The organism is Propionivibrio pelophilus DSM 12018 (genome assembly GCF_059569095.1).
In genome coordinates, this window is the sequence record NZ_JCANUT010000051.1 from 11,549 (window position 1) to 27,713 (window position 16,165).

The following is a 16,165-nucleotide window of genomic DNA, read 5'->3' on the forward strand; positions in this document are numbered from 1 at the left end:
CATCACAAACATCAAGGAAACTCAATGGAAACCCCTGACACGTTCGGATATGTTCTCGCGGTTTTCAGGCCCGAATGCCTGTGGTCGATTTTCGTCGGCGTTTTCGGCGGAACGATCATCGGAGCACTTCCAGGCTTGACCGCCACCATGGGCGTTGCCCTCCTGATTCCGCTGACCTTCGGCATGGATCCCATCCTCGGACTGAACATGCTGATCGGCATCTTCATTGGCGGGATTTACGGTGGCTGCATCTCGTCGATCCTGGTCAAAACACCAGGAACACCAGCTTCCGCGGCCACCGTACTCGACGGCTATCCCCTGGCACAAAAAGGCCAGGCCATGAAGGCGCTGGGGATGGCCACCATGGCCTCCGGCATCGGCGGCCTGTTCTCCTGCGTGGTCCTCGCCTTCATGGCCCCCATGCTGGCCAGCGTGGCACTGAAGTTCGGGCCGGCGGAATATTTCTCCCTGGCGACTTTCGGTCTCGCCATCATCGCCAGCCTTTCCAGCGATATCTTGAAGGGTGTCCTGGTGGGTTGCTTTGGCATGCTGCTTTCCACCATCGGCTCAGACCCCATCGGCGGCGTTCTGCGCTTCACCTTCGGTGCGACCGGCTTCGCGGACGGTGTAGCCTTCATTCCCGCCCTGATCGGCCTCTTCGCCATTTCCGAAGTCTTGACCCAGATCGAGCATATCTTCGAAAAGAGCGAAACGAGCATCAAACTGTCAGGCAGCATCCCAAGCATGAAAGAACTTCTTTCGTGCTGGAAATCGCTGCTTCGTGGTTCGATCATCGGCACGTTTGTTGGCATCGTTCCCGGCACGGGATCGGGCACGGCCTCGTGGATCAGCTACAGCGAAGCAAAACGAAACTCGAAGCACCCGGAACGTTTCGGCACAGGCGAACTGGAAGGCGTCGCCGCAACGGAAAGCGCCAACAACGCGGTCTGCGGCGGTGCGCTCGTCCCCCTTCTTGCGCTCGGCATCCCCGGCGACTCGGTAACCGCCGTTCTGGTCGGCGGGCTGATGATCCAGGGCCTGGCTCCAGGCCCCATGCTGTTCGCCGAACGCCCCGATGTCGTCATCGGAATTTTTACCGGCAGTTTCGTGGCCAACATTTTCATGATCATTATCGGGCTGGCCGGCGTCGGAGTTTTCGCCCAGGTCCTGAAAATTCCGAAGCGCACCTTGATGATGGCTATCGTCATGTTCTGCGTGCTCGGCTCCTACGCCATCAACATGAACGTGACCGACCTCTACACCATGCTGATCTTCGGCGTCGTCGGCTACTTCCTGCAAAAATACAACTTCTCTCTGGCCGCTGTGTGCATCGCACTGATTCTTGGCCCTATGGCCGAGGAAAACCTGCGCCTTGCCTACATTGCCAACAGGGGCGATCTCACCGTGTTCCTGACCCGGCCGATCTCCGCACTGTTCGTTTTCCTCACCGCTTTCTCGCTGTGCTGGCCCATTTACCGCGAATGGAAAACCGGCAAGAAAATCCCGCAGTAGCCCCACCCCTTCATTCTTCAAAGGAGAGAGTCAATGAAAAAACTCGCAACCATCCTCACGGCGGCATGCGTTCTAACGGCCGGCTTTTCCATGACGGCTGCGGCGGCCGATTTTCCCCAGCGCCCCGTGACCGTCGTCGTTCCCTGGGGCGCCGGCGGCGGTTCAGACATCATCGCCCGCGCCTTGTCGAAGCCTCTGGAAAAGGAACTGGGCAAGCCCGTCATCATCACCAACAAACCCGGCGGTTCCGGAACTGTCGGGACCAGCTTCGTCGCCCACTCCCGCCCTGACGGCCACACCGTCGGCCTGATCAACAACACCGGCCTGATTCACCAGATCCACTATGGCGGCCTCGATTACACCCGCGCCGACCTCGACCCGCTCTGCCTTTTCCTGCGCGTTCCGGTATTCCTGGTGGTAAACAGCGAGTCCCCGATCAAGAATGTGGATGACTACATCAAGGCAGCCAAGGAAAAGAACGGCTCGCTGACCCTCGGCGTCGCAGCGGTTGGCGGCGGCACCCACCTCCCGATCGAAACGTTCTTCAAAGCGGCTGGAATCAAGACCCAGCCGATGCCCTCGAAGAGCGGCGGCAGCGGCGTCATCACCTCGCTGGTCGGCAACCACATCGACTCCGCCGTGCTGCATCCGTCGGAAGTCTATGGACAGTACAAGGCCGGAGCCCTGCGCATCATCGGCGTCCTCGACGAAAAACGCCTTGACAACTACCCCGACGTCCCGACGTTCAAGGAGCAGGGATACAACGTGACAGGCCAGGTCTGGCGCTCATTCGTCGTACCGAAAGGCACGCCGAAAGAGGTCAAGGACATTCTTGTCAAGGCTCTGGAAAACGCCACGAAGGACGCAACTTACCTGGAAACCCTCTCAAAACTCGGCGATATGCCAACCTGGATGGGCCCGACGGACTTTGCCAAGTATCTTGACGAAGATGACGCCAAACTCCTCGACATCATCAAGAGCCTGAATCTCTACAACAAGAACGTGAAGTAATCGTCTCTCACGTAACACTCCCCAGGCCAAGGCAACACGTTTGCCTTGGCTTCTTCTTTTGTTTCATCGCGTTTTGCTTGAGGTCGTTCGTCACTGCCGTCGCGGACACATCGCCCTCCCATTTTTCACCGTGGGATAATCGTCGGATACTGTCCAGAGAGAAACAATCATGCCGCGCATCGATCACCTTGCCGTGTGGACCGACGACATCCCCCGCCTTGCCGCGTTCTACGCGACCTGGTTTGGCGCCGTTTCTGGCCCTTCCTACGCCAACCCGGCCAAGGGGTTCGAATCGCGCTTCGTCCGCTTTGCCGATGGCGTGCGCATCGAACTGATGTGCACAACGTCACTCGCTCTGCAACCCGCGCCCCCGGGCAGCCAGCACATCGGCTGGGCGCATCTGGCCATTGCTGTCGGCTCCGAAGGCGAAGTGGATGCACTGACCGAGCGGTTGCGGGAGGCAGGGTATCCGGTCATCGACGGCCCACGGCGCACGGGCGACGGTTACTACGAGAGCGTCATCCTCGACCCGGACGGGAATCGCCTCGAAATCACCGTTTGAAATCTCGCCGCCACAGACACCCCAATGCAACGCAAGAACCTGCTTCTTCACAGACGAAACGCTATGCGGCTGTGCCTGATCGTCTTCGCATTGATCCTCATCGGCGGATGTGCGTCGACGATGGCGCCGCACAACGGCCCCGCGCATGTAGACCTTCCCGAAGGCGGCTACCGCGTCGGTCTCCACCGTCGAAGCGGGAAGCCCGAAAGCCTGGTTTTCGGTCTGAGCTTCTCAGGCGGCGGCACGCGCGCGGCGGCACTGGCCTACGGCGTGCTGGAGGAGCTGGCACGCACCCGCGTCACGGTCAACGGCAAGGAGCAGCGCGTACTCGACCTCGTCGAAAGCATCTCCGCCGTTTCCGGCGGCAGCTTCACCGCGGCGTACTACGGGCTGTTCGGCGACCGTCTGTTCGCGGACTTCGAGACGAAGTTCCTCAAACGCAACCTGCAGCACGAAATCGCCTCGACCTTCTTCGCCCCGACCAACCTGTTCAGCATGTCGTCGCCCTACTTCGGCCGCTCGGACGTCGTTGCCGAATACCTCGACGAGGCGCTCTTCGAAGGCAAGACATTCGCCGATCTCGAAAAGGCCGTCCGCCTAGAGGATCGCCCGTTCGTGCTGATCAACGCCACCGACATGGCGCGCACCAGCCGTTTCGAATTCAGCCAGGATCAGTTCGACCTGCTCTGCTCGGACCTCGGCGACTACAGGATCTCCCGCGCGGTGGCTGCGTCGAGCGCGGTGCCGGTCGTGTTCAGCCCGGTCACGCTGTCGAATTACGCGGGACGCTGCAGCTACCGGCAGCCTCAATGGATGACGCACGCCTTGCGCGAACGCCACGAATCGGTCCGCCGCTATACCGTCGCCGCCGACTTGCAGAGCTATCTCGATTCCGACAAGCGCAAGTACATTCACCTGCTCGATGGCGGACTATCCGACAACCTCGGCCTGCGTGCCGTACTCGACCGGCTGGCGCTGACCGGCGCCGGCGAACTGGCCGACAATTACCAGCGCCAAACTGTTCGGCGCATCGTGCGCATCGCTGTCAATGCGCAGGTCCGGCATGACTACCCGCAGCTCGACCAGTTCGCTGAGGTTCCGACGCTGAGCGCGATCGCTTTCGCCGTGAGCAACACCACCGACCGTTTCAACGTGGAAACACTGGCGTACGCGCGCAGTGCCATGAACGAGGCGGCGAAGGAGTTGGCCGAACGGCAGACTGCCGCCGGCATTCCCGACGGCGATGACGTCCAGGCGATGCTGATCGAAGTCAGTTTCGACGATCTGGACAATGAGGAGGAACGGGCCTATTTCAACGCCCTGCCGACCAGCTTCAACCTCCCGCCGGAAGCCATCGACCGTTTGCGCGAAGTTGGCGCCCGGCTGCTGCGCGACTCGCCCGACTACCAGCAACTGCTGCGCGAACTGCCGACGCTGCGCTGACAACGGCCAGCCAGCCGATCGATCAATCGACCACGGTCACCACGCAGCGCCGTGTGTGCGCCTGCGCCCGGTGTTCCCAGAGAAAGATGCCCTGCCACGTTCCGAGCAGCAGGCGGCCGTTGCCAACCGGAACGGTTAGCGAGCAGCCCGTAAGGACGCTTCGCGCGTGCGCGGCCATGTCGTCGTCGCCCTCGTAATCGTGTTGGTAGGCCGCATCGCCGTCCGGCGCCCAGCGCCGGGCCAGCGTTTCGAGATCATGACGCACTGCGGCGTCGGCGTTCTCGGTAATCAGCAGCGAACAACTGGTGTGCTGCACGAAAACTTGGGCAATTCCGGTTTCGGCACCCGCCGCCGCGACCACCGACTGAACCGTGTCGGTAATCTCCAGCGTGGACCGGCCGCGCGTGCGAATCTCGAGCGTCTGCTGATACGCCATGCGCTATACGCGGAACCGGGACACCGACTGACGCAGATCGTCGGCCAGCTGTTCGAGAATCTGCACGTTCTCGTTGGCCGCGTGCACCGACTGGGCCGATTCTTCGAGCATGCTCGAAATCTGCTCGACGTTACGGGCGACGCTGCCGCTGGCCTGGCTCTGCTCGCTGGTTGCCGCCGCGACGTCACTGACGTTGTTGAGCGCCACGGTCGTCGCTTCGCTGATCTGCCCGAGCGCCTCGCCGGCCTGACGGGCCATGTCGACGCCGCGGGTGACTTGCGGCCCCACCGCATTCATTCCGTCCACCACCCGGACGGTGTCCTGATTGATCGCCTGGATCATCCCGGTGATCTCGTCGGTGGCCTTCCCGGTACGTTCGGCGAGCTTGCGCACCTCGTCGGCAACCACCGCGAAGCCGCGCCCCTGCTCGCCGGCCCGCGCCGCCTCGATGGCCGCATTGAGCGCCAGCAGGTTGGTCTGGTCGGCGATTTCCTTGATCACACCGACGATGCCACCGATCTCGCGGGAACGGTCGGCCAGACCGCCGATCAGCGTCGTCGCCTCGTTGACCTGCGCCGCCGCACGCTGGATTTCGTCGCTGGCCTGCATCACCAGCCCCTGCCCTTCGTTCGCGAGCTGGCTGGCGTTGCCGGCGTTACTCTCGGTGTCGCGCGAGCTCTGCGAGATGTGATCGACGCTGACCGCCAGTTCCTCGACCGCCGCGGCGGTGGACGACACGGCGTCGGCCGCGTGCTTGGCGGCCTGGTTGATCTGCTCCATCTGGCCGGTCAGGCCGGTAGACGCCTCGCCAACCTTGGTGGCGCTCTCCTGAATGTGCCCAATGATGCCGTGCAAATTGATTTGCATCTGCTGGATCGACTGCATCAGGCTACCCGGCGCACCGGTTTTCTCGATGCGCTGCGTCAGGTCACCGGCCGCGATCGCACTCGCCAAACGCGCGGCTTCTTCCGGCTCGCCGCCAAGGGCCGCGTAGATCCTCCGGGCCATGACGAAGGCCAGGGCGATAACCACCGCAAACACCGCGAACCCGATCAGGCCGAAGCGCAAGGCAAGCGCCCGGTATTGATTTTCCACATCGTCGATGAAGACACCGTAGCCGATAATCCAGTCCCACTCGCGAATACGTCCGAGCCCGTTGATCTTCGGCACAGGCTTGTCGCCCTTCGGACGCTTGGTGAGAATCTCGACCTGGACCTGATCACCGGTTTTCAACGCATCCAGGTAGACCTGCATGAGCGTTCGTCCGTCGGACATGGTTGCCCCCATATCGACAACGCCTTCCTTACGCCTGTCCGGATGCACAAGCGTAGTCCCTTTCATGTCCCGCACGAACACGTAGTCATCACCGTCACGCAGTCCTGACATCGCTTGTTTCGCTTGCGCTTGGGCCTCGTCGCGACTCAAGCTACCGCTTTTTTCCAGCGCCAAGAAAACACCGACCTGCTTGACCGTCAGATTGATCATTGAACTGATCTGCGCTTTGCGCTCATCAACGATCGAGGAATGAATCGTCCGCAACGCGACGAACACCAGAACAAGCGCGCCCAAAGCCGCACAGCCGACGATCAGGCCGAGTCGTGTCGATAATTTCATGCTTTCTCCTAAGTCGTTTTCCTAGCGCCAAATCACCGGCGGGGATCTGGTCATCACCCGGAAAGGGTAACGAATTGTCCGCGGTAGAATAAACCAAGGCACTACGTGTTTCCACGTAGGAGGGTAAAAGTGCAGAGACAATTACGATCCTTCCGTTTTTCCCGCAAGATCGTAGAATCGCCATCTCCATCCCCGGACGACCATCATGCTCGAACTCCAGCAGATCAACCACATCGCGCTGATCGGCAGCCTGATGCAGCAGATGTGCGTCTATCTCGTCGTCGCCTACCTCCTGAGCAAGACACCGCTGTTCGCCCCGCTGATGCAGATTACCGTACGCCTGCCGGACAAGCTGGTGTGCTACCTGGTGTTTTCCGGCTTCTGCATCATGGGAACCTACCTCGGTTTCCAGATCGAAGGAGCGATCGCCAACACCCGCGCCATCGGTGCCGTGCTCGGTGGTTTGCTGGGGGGACCGGAAGTCGGACTGCTCGTCGGTCTCACCGGCGGCATCCACCGTTACTCGATGGGCGGCTTCACCGCCCCGGCCTGCGCCGTGTCGACGACGCTGGAGGGACTGATCGGCGGCCTGCTGCATCTGTACCTGCTCCGCCGGCACCGCGCCGACCGTCTGCTGCACCCGATCATCGCCTTCGGCACCACGCTGTTCGCCGAGATCGGCCAGATGCTGGTGATCCTGGCAATGGCGCGGCCCTTCGACCAGGCCACCCGCCTCGTCGCCCACATCGCGCTGCCGATGATCCTCACCAACGCCTTCGGCGCCGCGCTGTTCATGCGCCTGATCCTCGACCGTCGCGAGACGCTGGAAAAATACTCGATCGCCTTCTCGGCCAAGGCGCTGCGCATCGCCGAACGCGCCGTCGGCGTGCTCATGCAGGGCTTCGACGAGAAGAACTGCACGCAACTGGCGCACATCATCCGCGAGGAAACCGGCGTCGGCGCCGTCGCCATCACCGACCGCGAAAACCTGCTCGGCTTCGTCGGCATCGGCTCGGACCACCATCTCCCCGGCACGCCGATCTCGTCGCCCCACACGTTCAAAGCCATCGCCAGCAACGAAGTGGTCTATGCCGACGGCGTCGACGTCACCTACCGCTGCGTCGTTTCCAAGGACTGCAAGCTCGGTTCGTCGCTGGTCATTCCCCTGCGCGGCGAGGACAACCAGGTGTTCGGCACGATCAAGCTCTACGAGCCGAAGAACAAGTTCTTCTCGTCGCTCAACCGCACCCTCGGCGAAGGGCTCGCCCGCCTGCTTTCCAACCAGGTGCTGGCCGGCAAGATCGAGGAGCAGAAACGGCTGCTGGCGCAGACGGAAATCAAGCTGCTGCAGGCGCAGATCAACCCGCACTTCCTGTTCAACGCGCTGAACACACTGGCGGCGGTGATCCGGCGAGAACCCGAGGCCGCCCGCCAGATCGTCCAAGATCTGTCGACCTTCTTCCGCAAGAGTCTCAAGCGTTCGGGAACCGAAGCCACGCTCAAGGACGAAATCGAGCACGTCGATGCCTACCTGCGCATCGAACTGGCGCGCTTTGCCGGGCGCCTCGACGTCGACATCACCATCCCTGACGATCTCTTGCTCATGAAGCTTCCGGCCTTCACCCTGCAACCAATCGTCGAGAACGCGGTGAAGTATGGCATTTCGCAAATGATCGATCCCGGCCGCATCGCCATCCGCGCCGAACGCCGCGAAGACCTGCTGACAATCAGCGTCGAGGACAGTGCCGGCCTCTACCAACCGCAGCCGAAAAGCGACGGCATGGGCATGGCCCTCGTCGACCGGCGGATCAAGATCCGTTACGGTGACGCGTACGGCATCGCGGTCGCCTGCGACCCCGAAAGTTCGACGCGCGTGGACATCCGCCTGCCGGTCGAGGAACAACTGGAGGCGGTTCCATGCTGACCGCGCTGATCATCGACGACGAGGCGCCATCGCGCGACGAACTGAAGGCGCTGCTCGAATCAGCGCCGGACATCGACATCCTCGGCGAGTGCGCCAACGCCATCGAAGGTCTGGCGGCGATTCACCGCCTCCACCCCGACGTCGTCTTCCTCGACATCCAGATGCCCCGGATCAGCGGGCTGGAAATGGTTGGCATGATCGACCCGGCCGCCATGCCGCGCATCGTCTTCGTCACCGCCTACGACGAACACGCGCTCAAGGCTTTCGAGGAGCACGCCGCCGACTATCTGCTCAAGCCGATCGACCCACAGCGTCTGGCACGCACGCTGGACTGGCTGCGTTCGGGCACACCGCAAGCGGCCAGGCCCCTCCCCGGCGCCGACACAGCCCTCCGTCAAATCCCCTGCGTCGCCCGCAACCGCATCCTGCTGATCCCGCTCGACGAGGTCGACTACGTCCATACCGATCTTTGCGGAACCCGCGTCGTGGCGGCGGACCGCCAGGGCAACACCGACCTGACGCTCAAGCTGTTGCAGGAACGCACGCCGTTGCTGCGCTGCCATCGCCAGTACCTGGTCAATCCTTCTCGCATCGCCGAGATCGAGCTGCATAACAACGGCGGCGGAGAAATCGTGATGCGCAACGGTCTGCGCGTCCCGGTCAGCCGGCGGCATCTGCGCGAAATCAAGGACCTGTTGTTCATCGCCTGACGCGAAGCCACCGCTCACCCCCCACTGGCGACCGCCGGGCGCCACCGATGACCGCTCGCCAGAGCCGCCGCCGCTTGCCGACATAGCAACGTAGAGTCTCGACTCCATAAATAAAGGAGGGATTGTTCATGCTCTGGTTCTTTCTCTGCGTCGGGCTGCTGCTCGCGGGATATTTCACCTACGGCGTCATCATCGAACGCATCTTCGGCCCGAAGGAGGCCCTGAAAACGCCGGCCTACGCATCACAAGACGGCGTCGACTACGTGCCGATGTCCAACGCCAAGGTCTGGCTCGTCCAGCTGCTCAACATCGCCGGCCTCGGCCCGGTCTTCGGCCCGATCCTCGGCGCACTCTACGGCCCGGTCGCCATGCTCTGGATCGTCGTCGGCTGCGTCTTCGCCGGCGCGGTGCACGACTACTTCTCCGGCATGCTCAGCGTGCGCCAGAATGGCGCGTCGGTACCGAACATCGTCGGCAAGCAGCTCGGCAGCGTGATGAAGCAGCTGATGAACGTCTTCGCCGTCGTGCTGCTCCTGCTCGTCGGCATCGTCTTCGTCCTCGGCCCGGCCAAGCTGCTCGGTTCGATGAGCGGCATGGACGTCGCCTTGTGGACCGCGATCATCTTCGCCTACTACATCCTGGCCACCATCATGCCGGTGGACAAGATCATCGGCCGCCTCTACCCGTTCTTCGGCGGGCTCCTGCTGTTCATGTCCTTCGGGCTGATCATCGGCCTGATCTTCAGCGGCAAGCCCTTCTTCGCAGCGGCGAGCGGTGCTGAAGGCCTGTTCAGCAACCTGCATCCGAAAGAACTGCCGATCTGGCCGCTGATCTTCATCACCATCGCCTGCGGCGCCATTTCCGGCTTCCACTCGACGCAATCGCCGTTGATGGCCCGCTGCATCAAGAACGAGAAGAACGGACGCTTCGTCTTCTACGGCGCGATGATCGGCGAAGGCATCATCGCACTGATCTGGTGCACGCTGGGCCTGAGCTTCTACGAGACCCCGGCGGCGATGAACGCTGTCCTCGCCGCCGGCGGACCGGCCAAGGTCGTTCATGACGTCTCGACGTCACTGCTTGGCGGCCTCGGCGGCGTCCTGGCCGTGCTCGGCGTCGTCGTGCTGCCGATCACCTCCGGCGACACGGCCTTCCGCGCCGCGCGGCTGATCATCGCCGAATTCATCAAGCTGCCGCAAAGAGACATCGCCAAGCGCCTGATGATTGCGGTCCCCCTGTTCGTCATCGGCTATTTCATCTCTAAAACCGATTTCGACGTGATCTGGCGCTACTTCGGCTGGGCCAACCAGACGGTCGCCATGGTCATGCTGTGGGCCGCCGCGGCCTATCTCGTGCGTCACAACAAGTTCCACTGGGTATGCACGATCCCGGCCGTGCTGATGACCGCGATCGTCGTGACCTTCATCGCCAACGCCAAGATCGGCTTCGGCCTGCCGATGGACACGGCAACGATCATCGGCATCGCCTTCACCGTCGTGGCCACGGTCGTGTTCTTCCTGCGCATCCGTGCCAGCAAGGAAGCCATCGCCGAAGAAGAGGCGCTGGTCAGCAAGAAAGCCTGACACAGGCCCGTCGCACCAGCGAAAAAGCCAGACCGCGGTCTGGCTTTTTCGCTTTGTGCGGGCCTTACTACGCAGATGACCAATTCGGTTAAGAATCAATCCTTTACAACTGCATTTCGGGCGTCATACGCTATTTCTTGCTTCGGCCGTATCAAATCAAAGTGGTGCATTTTCAATCAAAAGGGCCGCCAGGCCCATGGTCTCGTAGTGCACGGTAACGCATGCCGCCCGTACTTTTGCTAACCTCCACCGCCAAACAGCTTCTTGAAAATTGCAGTGGCCATAGCAACGCCAACGATGGCCAATAACCCGATTGGAATGACACCGAGGCTGTAAAGAAGTATACCGACACCGGTTGCAATCGCAAGGGAGATGCCGGGCTTCAACCCCATCGCAGCGCAAAAACCAAAAGTAACTACAGCCGACACTGCCGAGGTAACGGCTACTGTCGAGCTATCTACAGGAAGTGGGACCATAGGCATAGACATAAGCTCCTTGGCAAATCCAGCCACAAAATGACAACAAGTTATTTACCTTATAGAGTCAGTTGCACGTTGGGTACTTGTTTCTAATTAGCATGAGCTTTGTCTGTGTCCTATCGTTATTGAATTTCGACCGTGCGCCTTGCGATTCCACAAGATTGCTCATCATATCCATGATGCTCTTCTCTCTCGTGCAATCGTCGCCAAGAAGCGAGCCGACAAACGACACGTTAGAAGTGCAGTTTGCATACGCATCCGAGGCAGCCCTGGTCTTTCCAATGGCGTCTGCTAGGTCGCGTCCTATTTCCAGGCTTTGCGCACGATGACTTTCTCGTAACTCAAGCAGTTCCTTTTTCAGCGATTCCAGCTGTTCTGGAGTCAGGCAGGACAGATTCGCGCGTTCTTGGGCAATGGCGCATTGGGAGAGGGCGCCGATTGCAAGAACCATCGATACGACAATTACTCTCATAAATATCCACTGAATTTGGAAAATGAAAGCTACAGCCTTCATTTGCTTCCAGTATAACAACATCATTCCTTGTTATGCCGTCTTCTTTTGAGCTGACCACAGAGAGGAAGCTACCGGCTTCTCTGGCATAGGCTATCAGTAGCCGTTGACGAATACTGTGCATCCGTACAGTATTCGTCAACGAACGAATGTTCTGGAGGCAGGTATGAGCGACGAAAAGTATCTCGAGGCACTACGCAGCTACTGGAAGGCAAACCAGTGCCTTCCCAGTTATGCGGGCATTTGCCAAATTGTGGGGTTGCGCAGCAAGAGTGCCGTATTTGGAATGGTCAGCCGATTGGTCGAAGCAGGCTTTGTTGAGCGGGTCGGTGGTCGTCTTGCCCCAACGCGAAGTTTCTTCGCCCGTCCGTTGGTGGCAAGTGTGCGCGCGGGATTGCCGGAGCCGGCGAACGATGAAGGGGTCGAGGTTATCAACATTGACGACTACCTGGTCAATGACCCAAATCGCACCGTTCTTTGCAAGGTACGAGGGGATTCGATGAAAGATGTCGGGTTGTTGAACGGGGACACCGTTGTGGTCGAAAGCAACACCGCCACCCGGCCTAACGACATTGTTGTGGCCAACGTAGACGGCGAATTAACCATCAAGACCCTTCGTTTGGCAGAAACGGGAAATTACTACCTCGAAGCTGCCAATCCTGCCTATCCGCCCATATTTCCAAAAGGAAGTATGACTATAGTGGGTGTCGTCATTGGGTCATTCCGGAGAATGCAGGCCTGTCCGCCTTCAATCTCTCTTGAGGCGAAGGGTATCCACGCCCAGCGCCGCCATGCACTGCAGGAAAAAGGCGAGGCTGAAGGTGCCGCGGTTGATTTTTGCGGAGAGCAGCTTGGGGTCGGCGTCGATACCTACCGAATCCAAAGCACGGGCCAATGCCTTGAAGTTCATATCGCGCTGAGCTAACTCCCGTTTCAGCAGGCGCTTCGCTTCCCGATTCCAATCATCAACCATCAGAAAATCGCCAATATTTTCCGTAAATATGCAGAACTTTCCGCATTAATTTGGATACTCGCAAGAATCCGCGAATACCGTCGCTAGACGCTCGAAGTCTATTTAAAGAGAGTCACCATGAAAGTCGAGGTCAATTGTATCAACCGTCAAGGCCGCCCGCTTAGTCGCACCGAGCGCCAGCAACAACCGGCGTTACGTGGCGAGCTTAAGGTCTTTGAGAATCGTTTGCACGTGTTTAATCGCACGGTTTTGTGCGCCCAAATAGTCAGCACCACGGATGGCCTCGATAGCCCGGTTCTACCCGAACTTACCGATGCGCAGCTGATTTGGCTGGATGGCGGCCGGATTCGGCTACGTGGCAACGAGTTGGTCGGCGGTGCGCTGTATGCCCAAACTTGGGACATAAGGACGCTCTGATGTTACGTGTCAGCATTCATGCCGGTCCAATTAATTCTATGGCCCGCTTCAACCAACTGGCTTGGTGCGATATCGGCTACGACAAGCTTGCGGCCGTCGCTCAATACAAAACAGTTCTCTTTCAGTCGCACCAGGGGGCGTCTCCGCAGAGGGAGATAGCCAACTATCCGCGCTGGTCAGCGAGCCTATGGGACCTGGTGGCGCGAGCACTTGTGCTTGGGCTCCAGCCCGACGAAACCAGTGGAAAGGAAGAGCTTCCCGCCGTCGAGCCGCCTGATAAGGGGTGGGCCTTCGCCGAAAAAATCAGTGTCGTCATTGAGCATCTTTCTCCGACCGGCCATTTTCGCAGTGCTTTAGCCAGTGCGGAAATCTCACAAGTTGGCCGAAAACGGGGGACTTATGTCGGTCATTTCGACGAACACACGATGAAGCGCGTCGTGACTAAAGAATTCGTTTTTCGGCCAAGCTTCTTGCGTGCAGGCGAACTTGTTGCTCATGCCTGCGCTGTCCGTCTCACCGGCGAGCTAGTGTTGCCGCCACGGCCAGCGCTCTGTATTCCAGAAATTATTGAGGCAGAGGGCCTCAAGCAAGTTGCGCTGCATACGCTGGTCGAGCCGGCCCGAACTGGTTTTTTGCGTTGGCTCTCAGCTTTCTCTGAGCCGCCAGCGCCACATCCGGGAGCCCCTCTCGGCATAGCTCCAGAAACCCTCTATGTTAAATTCCTGCAGGAGGCAATATGACCGCTGAAAAATCGGTTTCCGGCGGAGGAAGGGACGAGCACGCGTCCCCCGTTACCAAGGATTCCTCGCTCGTTGGAACTGCATTGGGCGGCGGAGCCGTAACTAAAAAGAAGCCAGACCGGCGACGTTGGGGAAGGCAGAATCAGTCTGAGGCAGCGAAGTGGCACATGTCGCGGGCGGCCGTCGACCTTTCTGTGCCTGAAATACAAGGCTGGTCGGAAGCACAATGCCATGAATTCCTGGCTGAAGTGCGCTTTGGCTCCCTGGAAACGGTTTCCTGCCCCCATTGCGGTACCGTTCATCGGCACTACTGGCGGGCACATGACCGTCGCTGGAAGTGCGCCGGCTGCGATAAGACCTTCAGCGTTACGTCCGGAACGGTGTTTGCCAACAGAAAACGGTCACTCAAGGACATTCTGACGGGCATACTGATGTGGATTAACTCGGCAGCCGGCCAACCAGCGCTTGAGTTGAAGCGACACATGAATACAACTTACAACACGGTCTTCGTCTGGCAGCAAAAGATGCGCGAAGGCTTGGTTCGCGGATATAACATCGGATTGCTGTCGGGCGATATTGAAATGGACGGCGCGCACCAGGCCGGGCGGCGTTCGCTGGAAAAGCGCGGAAGGCCGCAGGGCTCACGCCCAATAGAGGCGGACGCCGACCCGAAGGTGCTGGCGGAGATTATGCTGACGCAGACAGGGCAAATGCGGGCGAGAAAGAAGAAGCGGCATGACGGTGGCTCCCTTGACCCCGAATTCGGAAGGCGTTTGCCCAAGGACAGACGGATTCTCTTTGCCATACGTAAGCGCTCAGGAAAACCCGGCAAGGGTGCTTTTGCGACTCGGGTGGCCGTCGGCCTAACCGAGACCTCGCCCATCGCGGAGTCCATCCTGAAGGATTTTGTCGCAATGCCGGAGAGCTGGCTCAACACGGATACGTCGCCCGCATACCAGGAGATGGGAAAGCGCTTTCAGGGGCATCGAACGGTGGAGCATGCCAAGGAGTTCTCTGGGCCAAACGGTGAGAACAACAACCAGGCCGAGGAATACAACTGGCGTTACGACCGAGCGGAGAAAGGTATCTACTTGAACATTGAGCCGAAGTACCTGCTCGATTACGCCGTTGAAACCGCCTTTCGGTCGGACACCCGACGATTACCAAATGGCAGGCAGCTCCGCTTGGCGCTCAATGTAGCCATGAGCGTCGGAGAGTCGCTGTTCTGGAAAGGCTACACGCGAGGTCGCCACCGGACGGTGGAGTTGATGCACCCAATGCCACAGCCGGCGCCTACGAGTGGCCCCGCGAAAGGCCGCAATTCACGCCTGCCGATGGCCGTGAGGCCTCCGCGGTAACTTGAACTCGTCGGCCACGATTGGAGCCTCTATTGATTCACTCAGAGCTGTCGCCGTTGAACTTTCTACGGGCTGGCCTTGTTTTTAGCACGGCTGATGCCCATTCAGAACTTTGTTGGCGTTCAACGAGCTTTACGGAAGGAAATTACGATACGACCGTTCTTGTAGGCAAAAAATGCTAAAGGCATGCATATCAAAAAGAGGCAGCAAGCACTGCCACCATCGAATTGCCCTGGCTGAATAGTTTCCTCAACGATATCCCACCCATCGGCCTCGAGCTTTTCAATTGTCTGCAGCTTCTTTTTTTGGCCATAGGCATTGTTCGGAAACTCTTTGGTTAGGTATTTAAATTTTTTCGTGTCAGTCATTTTAGAAGGGGTATCAGATATCTAAAGAGGGTGGATGACAGCCCGATGCTTAATAGGGCACCGAGGGCAAATCGAAGCCAATTTCTCGATTCTCGCCACCCCGCCATCTGCGTTGCGCCATCCACACAATTGGCCAGTAGCGCGACAACTAACAACGTAGGCCCCGCCCGATAGAAAAGCGCCCAAGCAGGGTAACCGCTAACTGAGCGACGTACTTGCCTATTCCCGTGGGCTCTGCAAAGGCGAACGAAGCGGATTGTCGGCGAAGAGCGTCTTCCAGAGCCTCGGCGTAAGTTCCTGAACCTGGCAGGCCGGATGCTGCCCGACACGTTGCAGCACATCGACAAGATACTCGTACGGATCGACCCCGTGCAGTCGGCAAGTGACAAGCAGACTTTGCATGATGCCGACGTGCTTGGCACCGAGCTCGGTCCAGCAGAACATCCAGTTCTTTTTCCCGAGAGGAATCGCGCGTAGCGCCCGTTCCAAATGGTTGGTGTCGATCGGCACGTCAGGATCGGTCA

Annotated in this window: 18 protein-coding genes and 1 pseudogene; 11 read left to right on the forward strand and 8 right to left on the reverse strand. The window is 59.6% G+C overall.

Translation table 11 applies throughout. The features are described 5' to 3' along the window. Positions 1-24 precede the first annotated feature (24 nt). The 4 genes from BO74_RS16590 (at position 25) to BO74_RS16605 (ending at position 4,528) form a co-directional block, all read left to right on the forward strand. Positions 25-1,512 carry a tripartite tricarboxylate transporter permease gene (locus BO74_RS16590; protein ID WP_496443765.1) on the forward strand — a complete coding sequence of 496 codons (1,488 nt, stop codon included), beginning with the start codon at positions 25-27 and terminating at the stop codon, positions 1,510-1,512. Between the two features lie 33 nt (positions 1,513-1,545). After that, positions 1,546-2,523 (forward strand): Bug family tripartite tricarboxylate transporter substrate binding protein, encoded by a 978-nt coding sequence (locus tag BO74_RS16595; RefSeq protein WP_496443767.1) that lies wholly within the window; start codon positions 1,546-1,548, stop codon positions 2,521-2,523. A 169-nt stretch (positions 2,524-2,692) separates the two neighbouring features. After that, positions 2,693-3,085: a VOC family protein gene (locus BO74_RS16600; protein ID WP_496443769.1), complete on the forward strand. Its 393-nt coding sequence runs from the start codon at positions 2,693-2,695 to the stop codon at positions 3,083-3,085. Between the two features lie 63 nt (positions 3,086-3,148). Beyond that, a complete protein-coding gene (locus tag BO74_RS16605; RefSeq protein ID WP_496443771.1) occupies positions 3,149-4,528 on the forward strand; it encodes a patatin-like phospholipase family protein in 1,380 nt (459 codons plus the stop codon). Positions 4,529-4,550: 22 nt separating this feature from the next. Here BO74_RS16605 and BO74_RS16610 read toward each other — a convergent pair whose 3' ends face one another. Then, on the reverse strand, positions 4,551-4,964 hold the full coding sequence (locus BO74_RS16610; protein WP_496443772.1) for a secondary thiamine-phosphate synthase enzyme YjbQ: 414 nt from the start codon (positions 4,962-4,964) through the stop codon (positions 4,551-4,553). 3 nt (positions 4,965-4,967) lie between these two features. Further along, positions 4,968-6,578 (reverse strand): methyl-accepting chemotaxis protein, encoded by a 1,611-nt coding sequence (locus BO74_RS16615; protein WP_496443773.1) that lies wholly within the window; start codon positions 6,576-6,578, stop codon positions 4,968-4,970. A 205-nt stretch (positions 6,579-6,783) separates the two neighbouring features. Between BO74_RS16615 and BO74_RS16620 the strand changes: the two genes are divergently transcribed. The 3 genes from BO74_RS16620 to BO74_RS16630 all read left to right on the forward strand — a co-directional run bounded on the left by BO74_RS16620 (position 6,784) and on the right by BO74_RS16630 (position 10,795). Then, positions 6,784-8,502, forward strand: a complete 1,719-nt coding sequence (locus BO74_RS16620; protein WP_496443775.1) for a LytS/YhcK type 5TM receptor domain-containing protein — start codon at positions 6,784-6,786, stop codon at positions 8,500-8,502. Next, entirely contained in the window at positions 8,496-9,212 is a 717-nt protein-coding gene (btsR, locus tag BO74_RS16625; protein WP_496443777.1) for a two-component system response regulator BtsR, read from the forward strand. Before BO74_RS16620 ends, btsR begins: the two co-directional genes overlap by 7 nt. Before the next feature lie 128 nt (positions 9,213-9,340). Next, entirely contained in the window at positions 9,341-10,795 is a 1,455-nt protein-coding gene (locus tag BO74_RS16630) for a carbon starvation CstA family protein (protein ID WP_496443779.1), read from the forward strand. A 239-nt stretch (positions 10,796-11,034) separates the two neighbouring features. Here the strand turns inward: BO74_RS16630 and BO74_RS16635 are convergent, their stop codons facing one another. Both BO74_RS16635 and BO74_RS16640 read right to left on the reverse strand, forming a co-directional pair. After that, positions 11,035-11,277: a hypothetical protein gene (locus tag BO74_RS16635; RefSeq protein WP_496443781.1), complete on the reverse strand. Its 243-nt coding sequence runs from the start codon at positions 11,275-11,277 to the stop codon at positions 11,035-11,037. A 61-nt stretch (positions 11,278-11,338) separates the two neighbouring features. Next, positions 11,339-11,812 carry a hypothetical protein gene (locus BO74_RS16640; RefSeq protein WP_496443783.1) on the reverse strand — a complete coding sequence of 158 codons (474 nt, stop codon included), beginning with the start codon at positions 11,810-11,812 and terminating at the stop codon, positions 11,339-11,341. A 259-nt stretch (positions 11,813-12,071) separates the two neighbouring features. Here BO74_RS16640 and BO74_RS16645 point away from each other — a divergent pair. After that, positions 12,072-12,488, forward strand: a pseudogene (locus tag BO74_RS16645) (LexA family protein); the annotation flags it as partial. 45 nt (positions 12,489-12,533) lie between these two features. On the opposite strand, the gene BO74_RS16650 reads toward BO74_RS16645, so the two are convergent. Further along, positions 12,534-12,758 carry a DUF6471 domain-containing protein gene (locus BO74_RS16650; protein WP_496443785.1) on the reverse strand — a complete coding sequence of 75 codons (225 nt, stop codon included), beginning with the start codon at positions 12,756-12,758 and terminating at the stop codon, positions 12,534-12,536. Positions 12,759-12,875: 117 nt separating this feature from the next. Here BO74_RS16650 and BO74_RS16655 point away from each other — a divergent pair, with 117 nt between their 5' ends. From BO74_RS16655 to BO74_RS16665, 3 genes are read left to right on the forward strand one after another with little or no spacing between them, the layout of a single operon-like run. Further along, positions 12,876-13,175, forward strand: coding sequence for a hypothetical protein (locus tag BO74_RS16655; protein ID WP_496443787.1), 300 nt, complete (start codon positions 12,876-12,878; stop codon positions 13,173-13,175). After that, on the forward strand, positions 13,175-13,915 hold the full coding sequence (locus BO74_RS16660; protein ID WP_496443788.1) for a hypothetical protein: 741 nt from the start codon (positions 13,175-13,177) through the stop codon (positions 13,913-13,915). Before BO74_RS16655 ends, BO74_RS16660 begins: the two co-directional genes overlap by 1 nt. After that, positions 13,912-15,273 carry a transposase gene (locus BO74_RS16665; RefSeq protein WP_496443790.1) on the forward strand — a complete coding sequence of 454 codons (1,362 nt, stop codon included), beginning with the start codon at positions 13,912-13,914 and terminating at the stop codon, positions 15,271-15,273. Before BO74_RS16660 ends, BO74_RS16665 begins: the two co-directional genes overlap by 4 nt. 122 nt (positions 15,274-15,395) lie before the next feature. On the opposite strand, the gene BO74_RS16670 is transcribed toward BO74_RS16665, so the two are convergent. The 3 genes from BO74_RS16670 to BO74_RS16680 form a co-directional block, all read right to left on the reverse strand. Continuing rightward, positions 15,396-15,641, reverse strand: a complete 246-nt coding sequence (locus BO74_RS16670) for a hypothetical protein (protein WP_496443792.1) — start codon at positions 15,639-15,641, stop codon at positions 15,396-15,398. Further along, the gene (locus tag BO74_RS16675) at positions 15,638-15,970 is read right to left on the reverse strand and encodes a DUF2085 domain-containing protein (RefSeq protein ID WP_496443794.1); all 333 of its coding nucleotides are present in this window, start codon (positions 15,968-15,970) and stop codon (positions 15,638-15,640) included. The genes BO74_RS16670 and BO74_RS16675 overlap by 4 nt, the downstream gene beginning before the upstream one ends. Further along, on the reverse strand, positions 15,861-16,165 hold a 305-nt coding region (locus BO74_RS16680), incomplete at its 5' end, for a transposase domain-containing protein (RefSeq protein WP_496443795.1). The genes BO74_RS16680 and BO74_RS16675, both read right to left, overlap by 110 nt.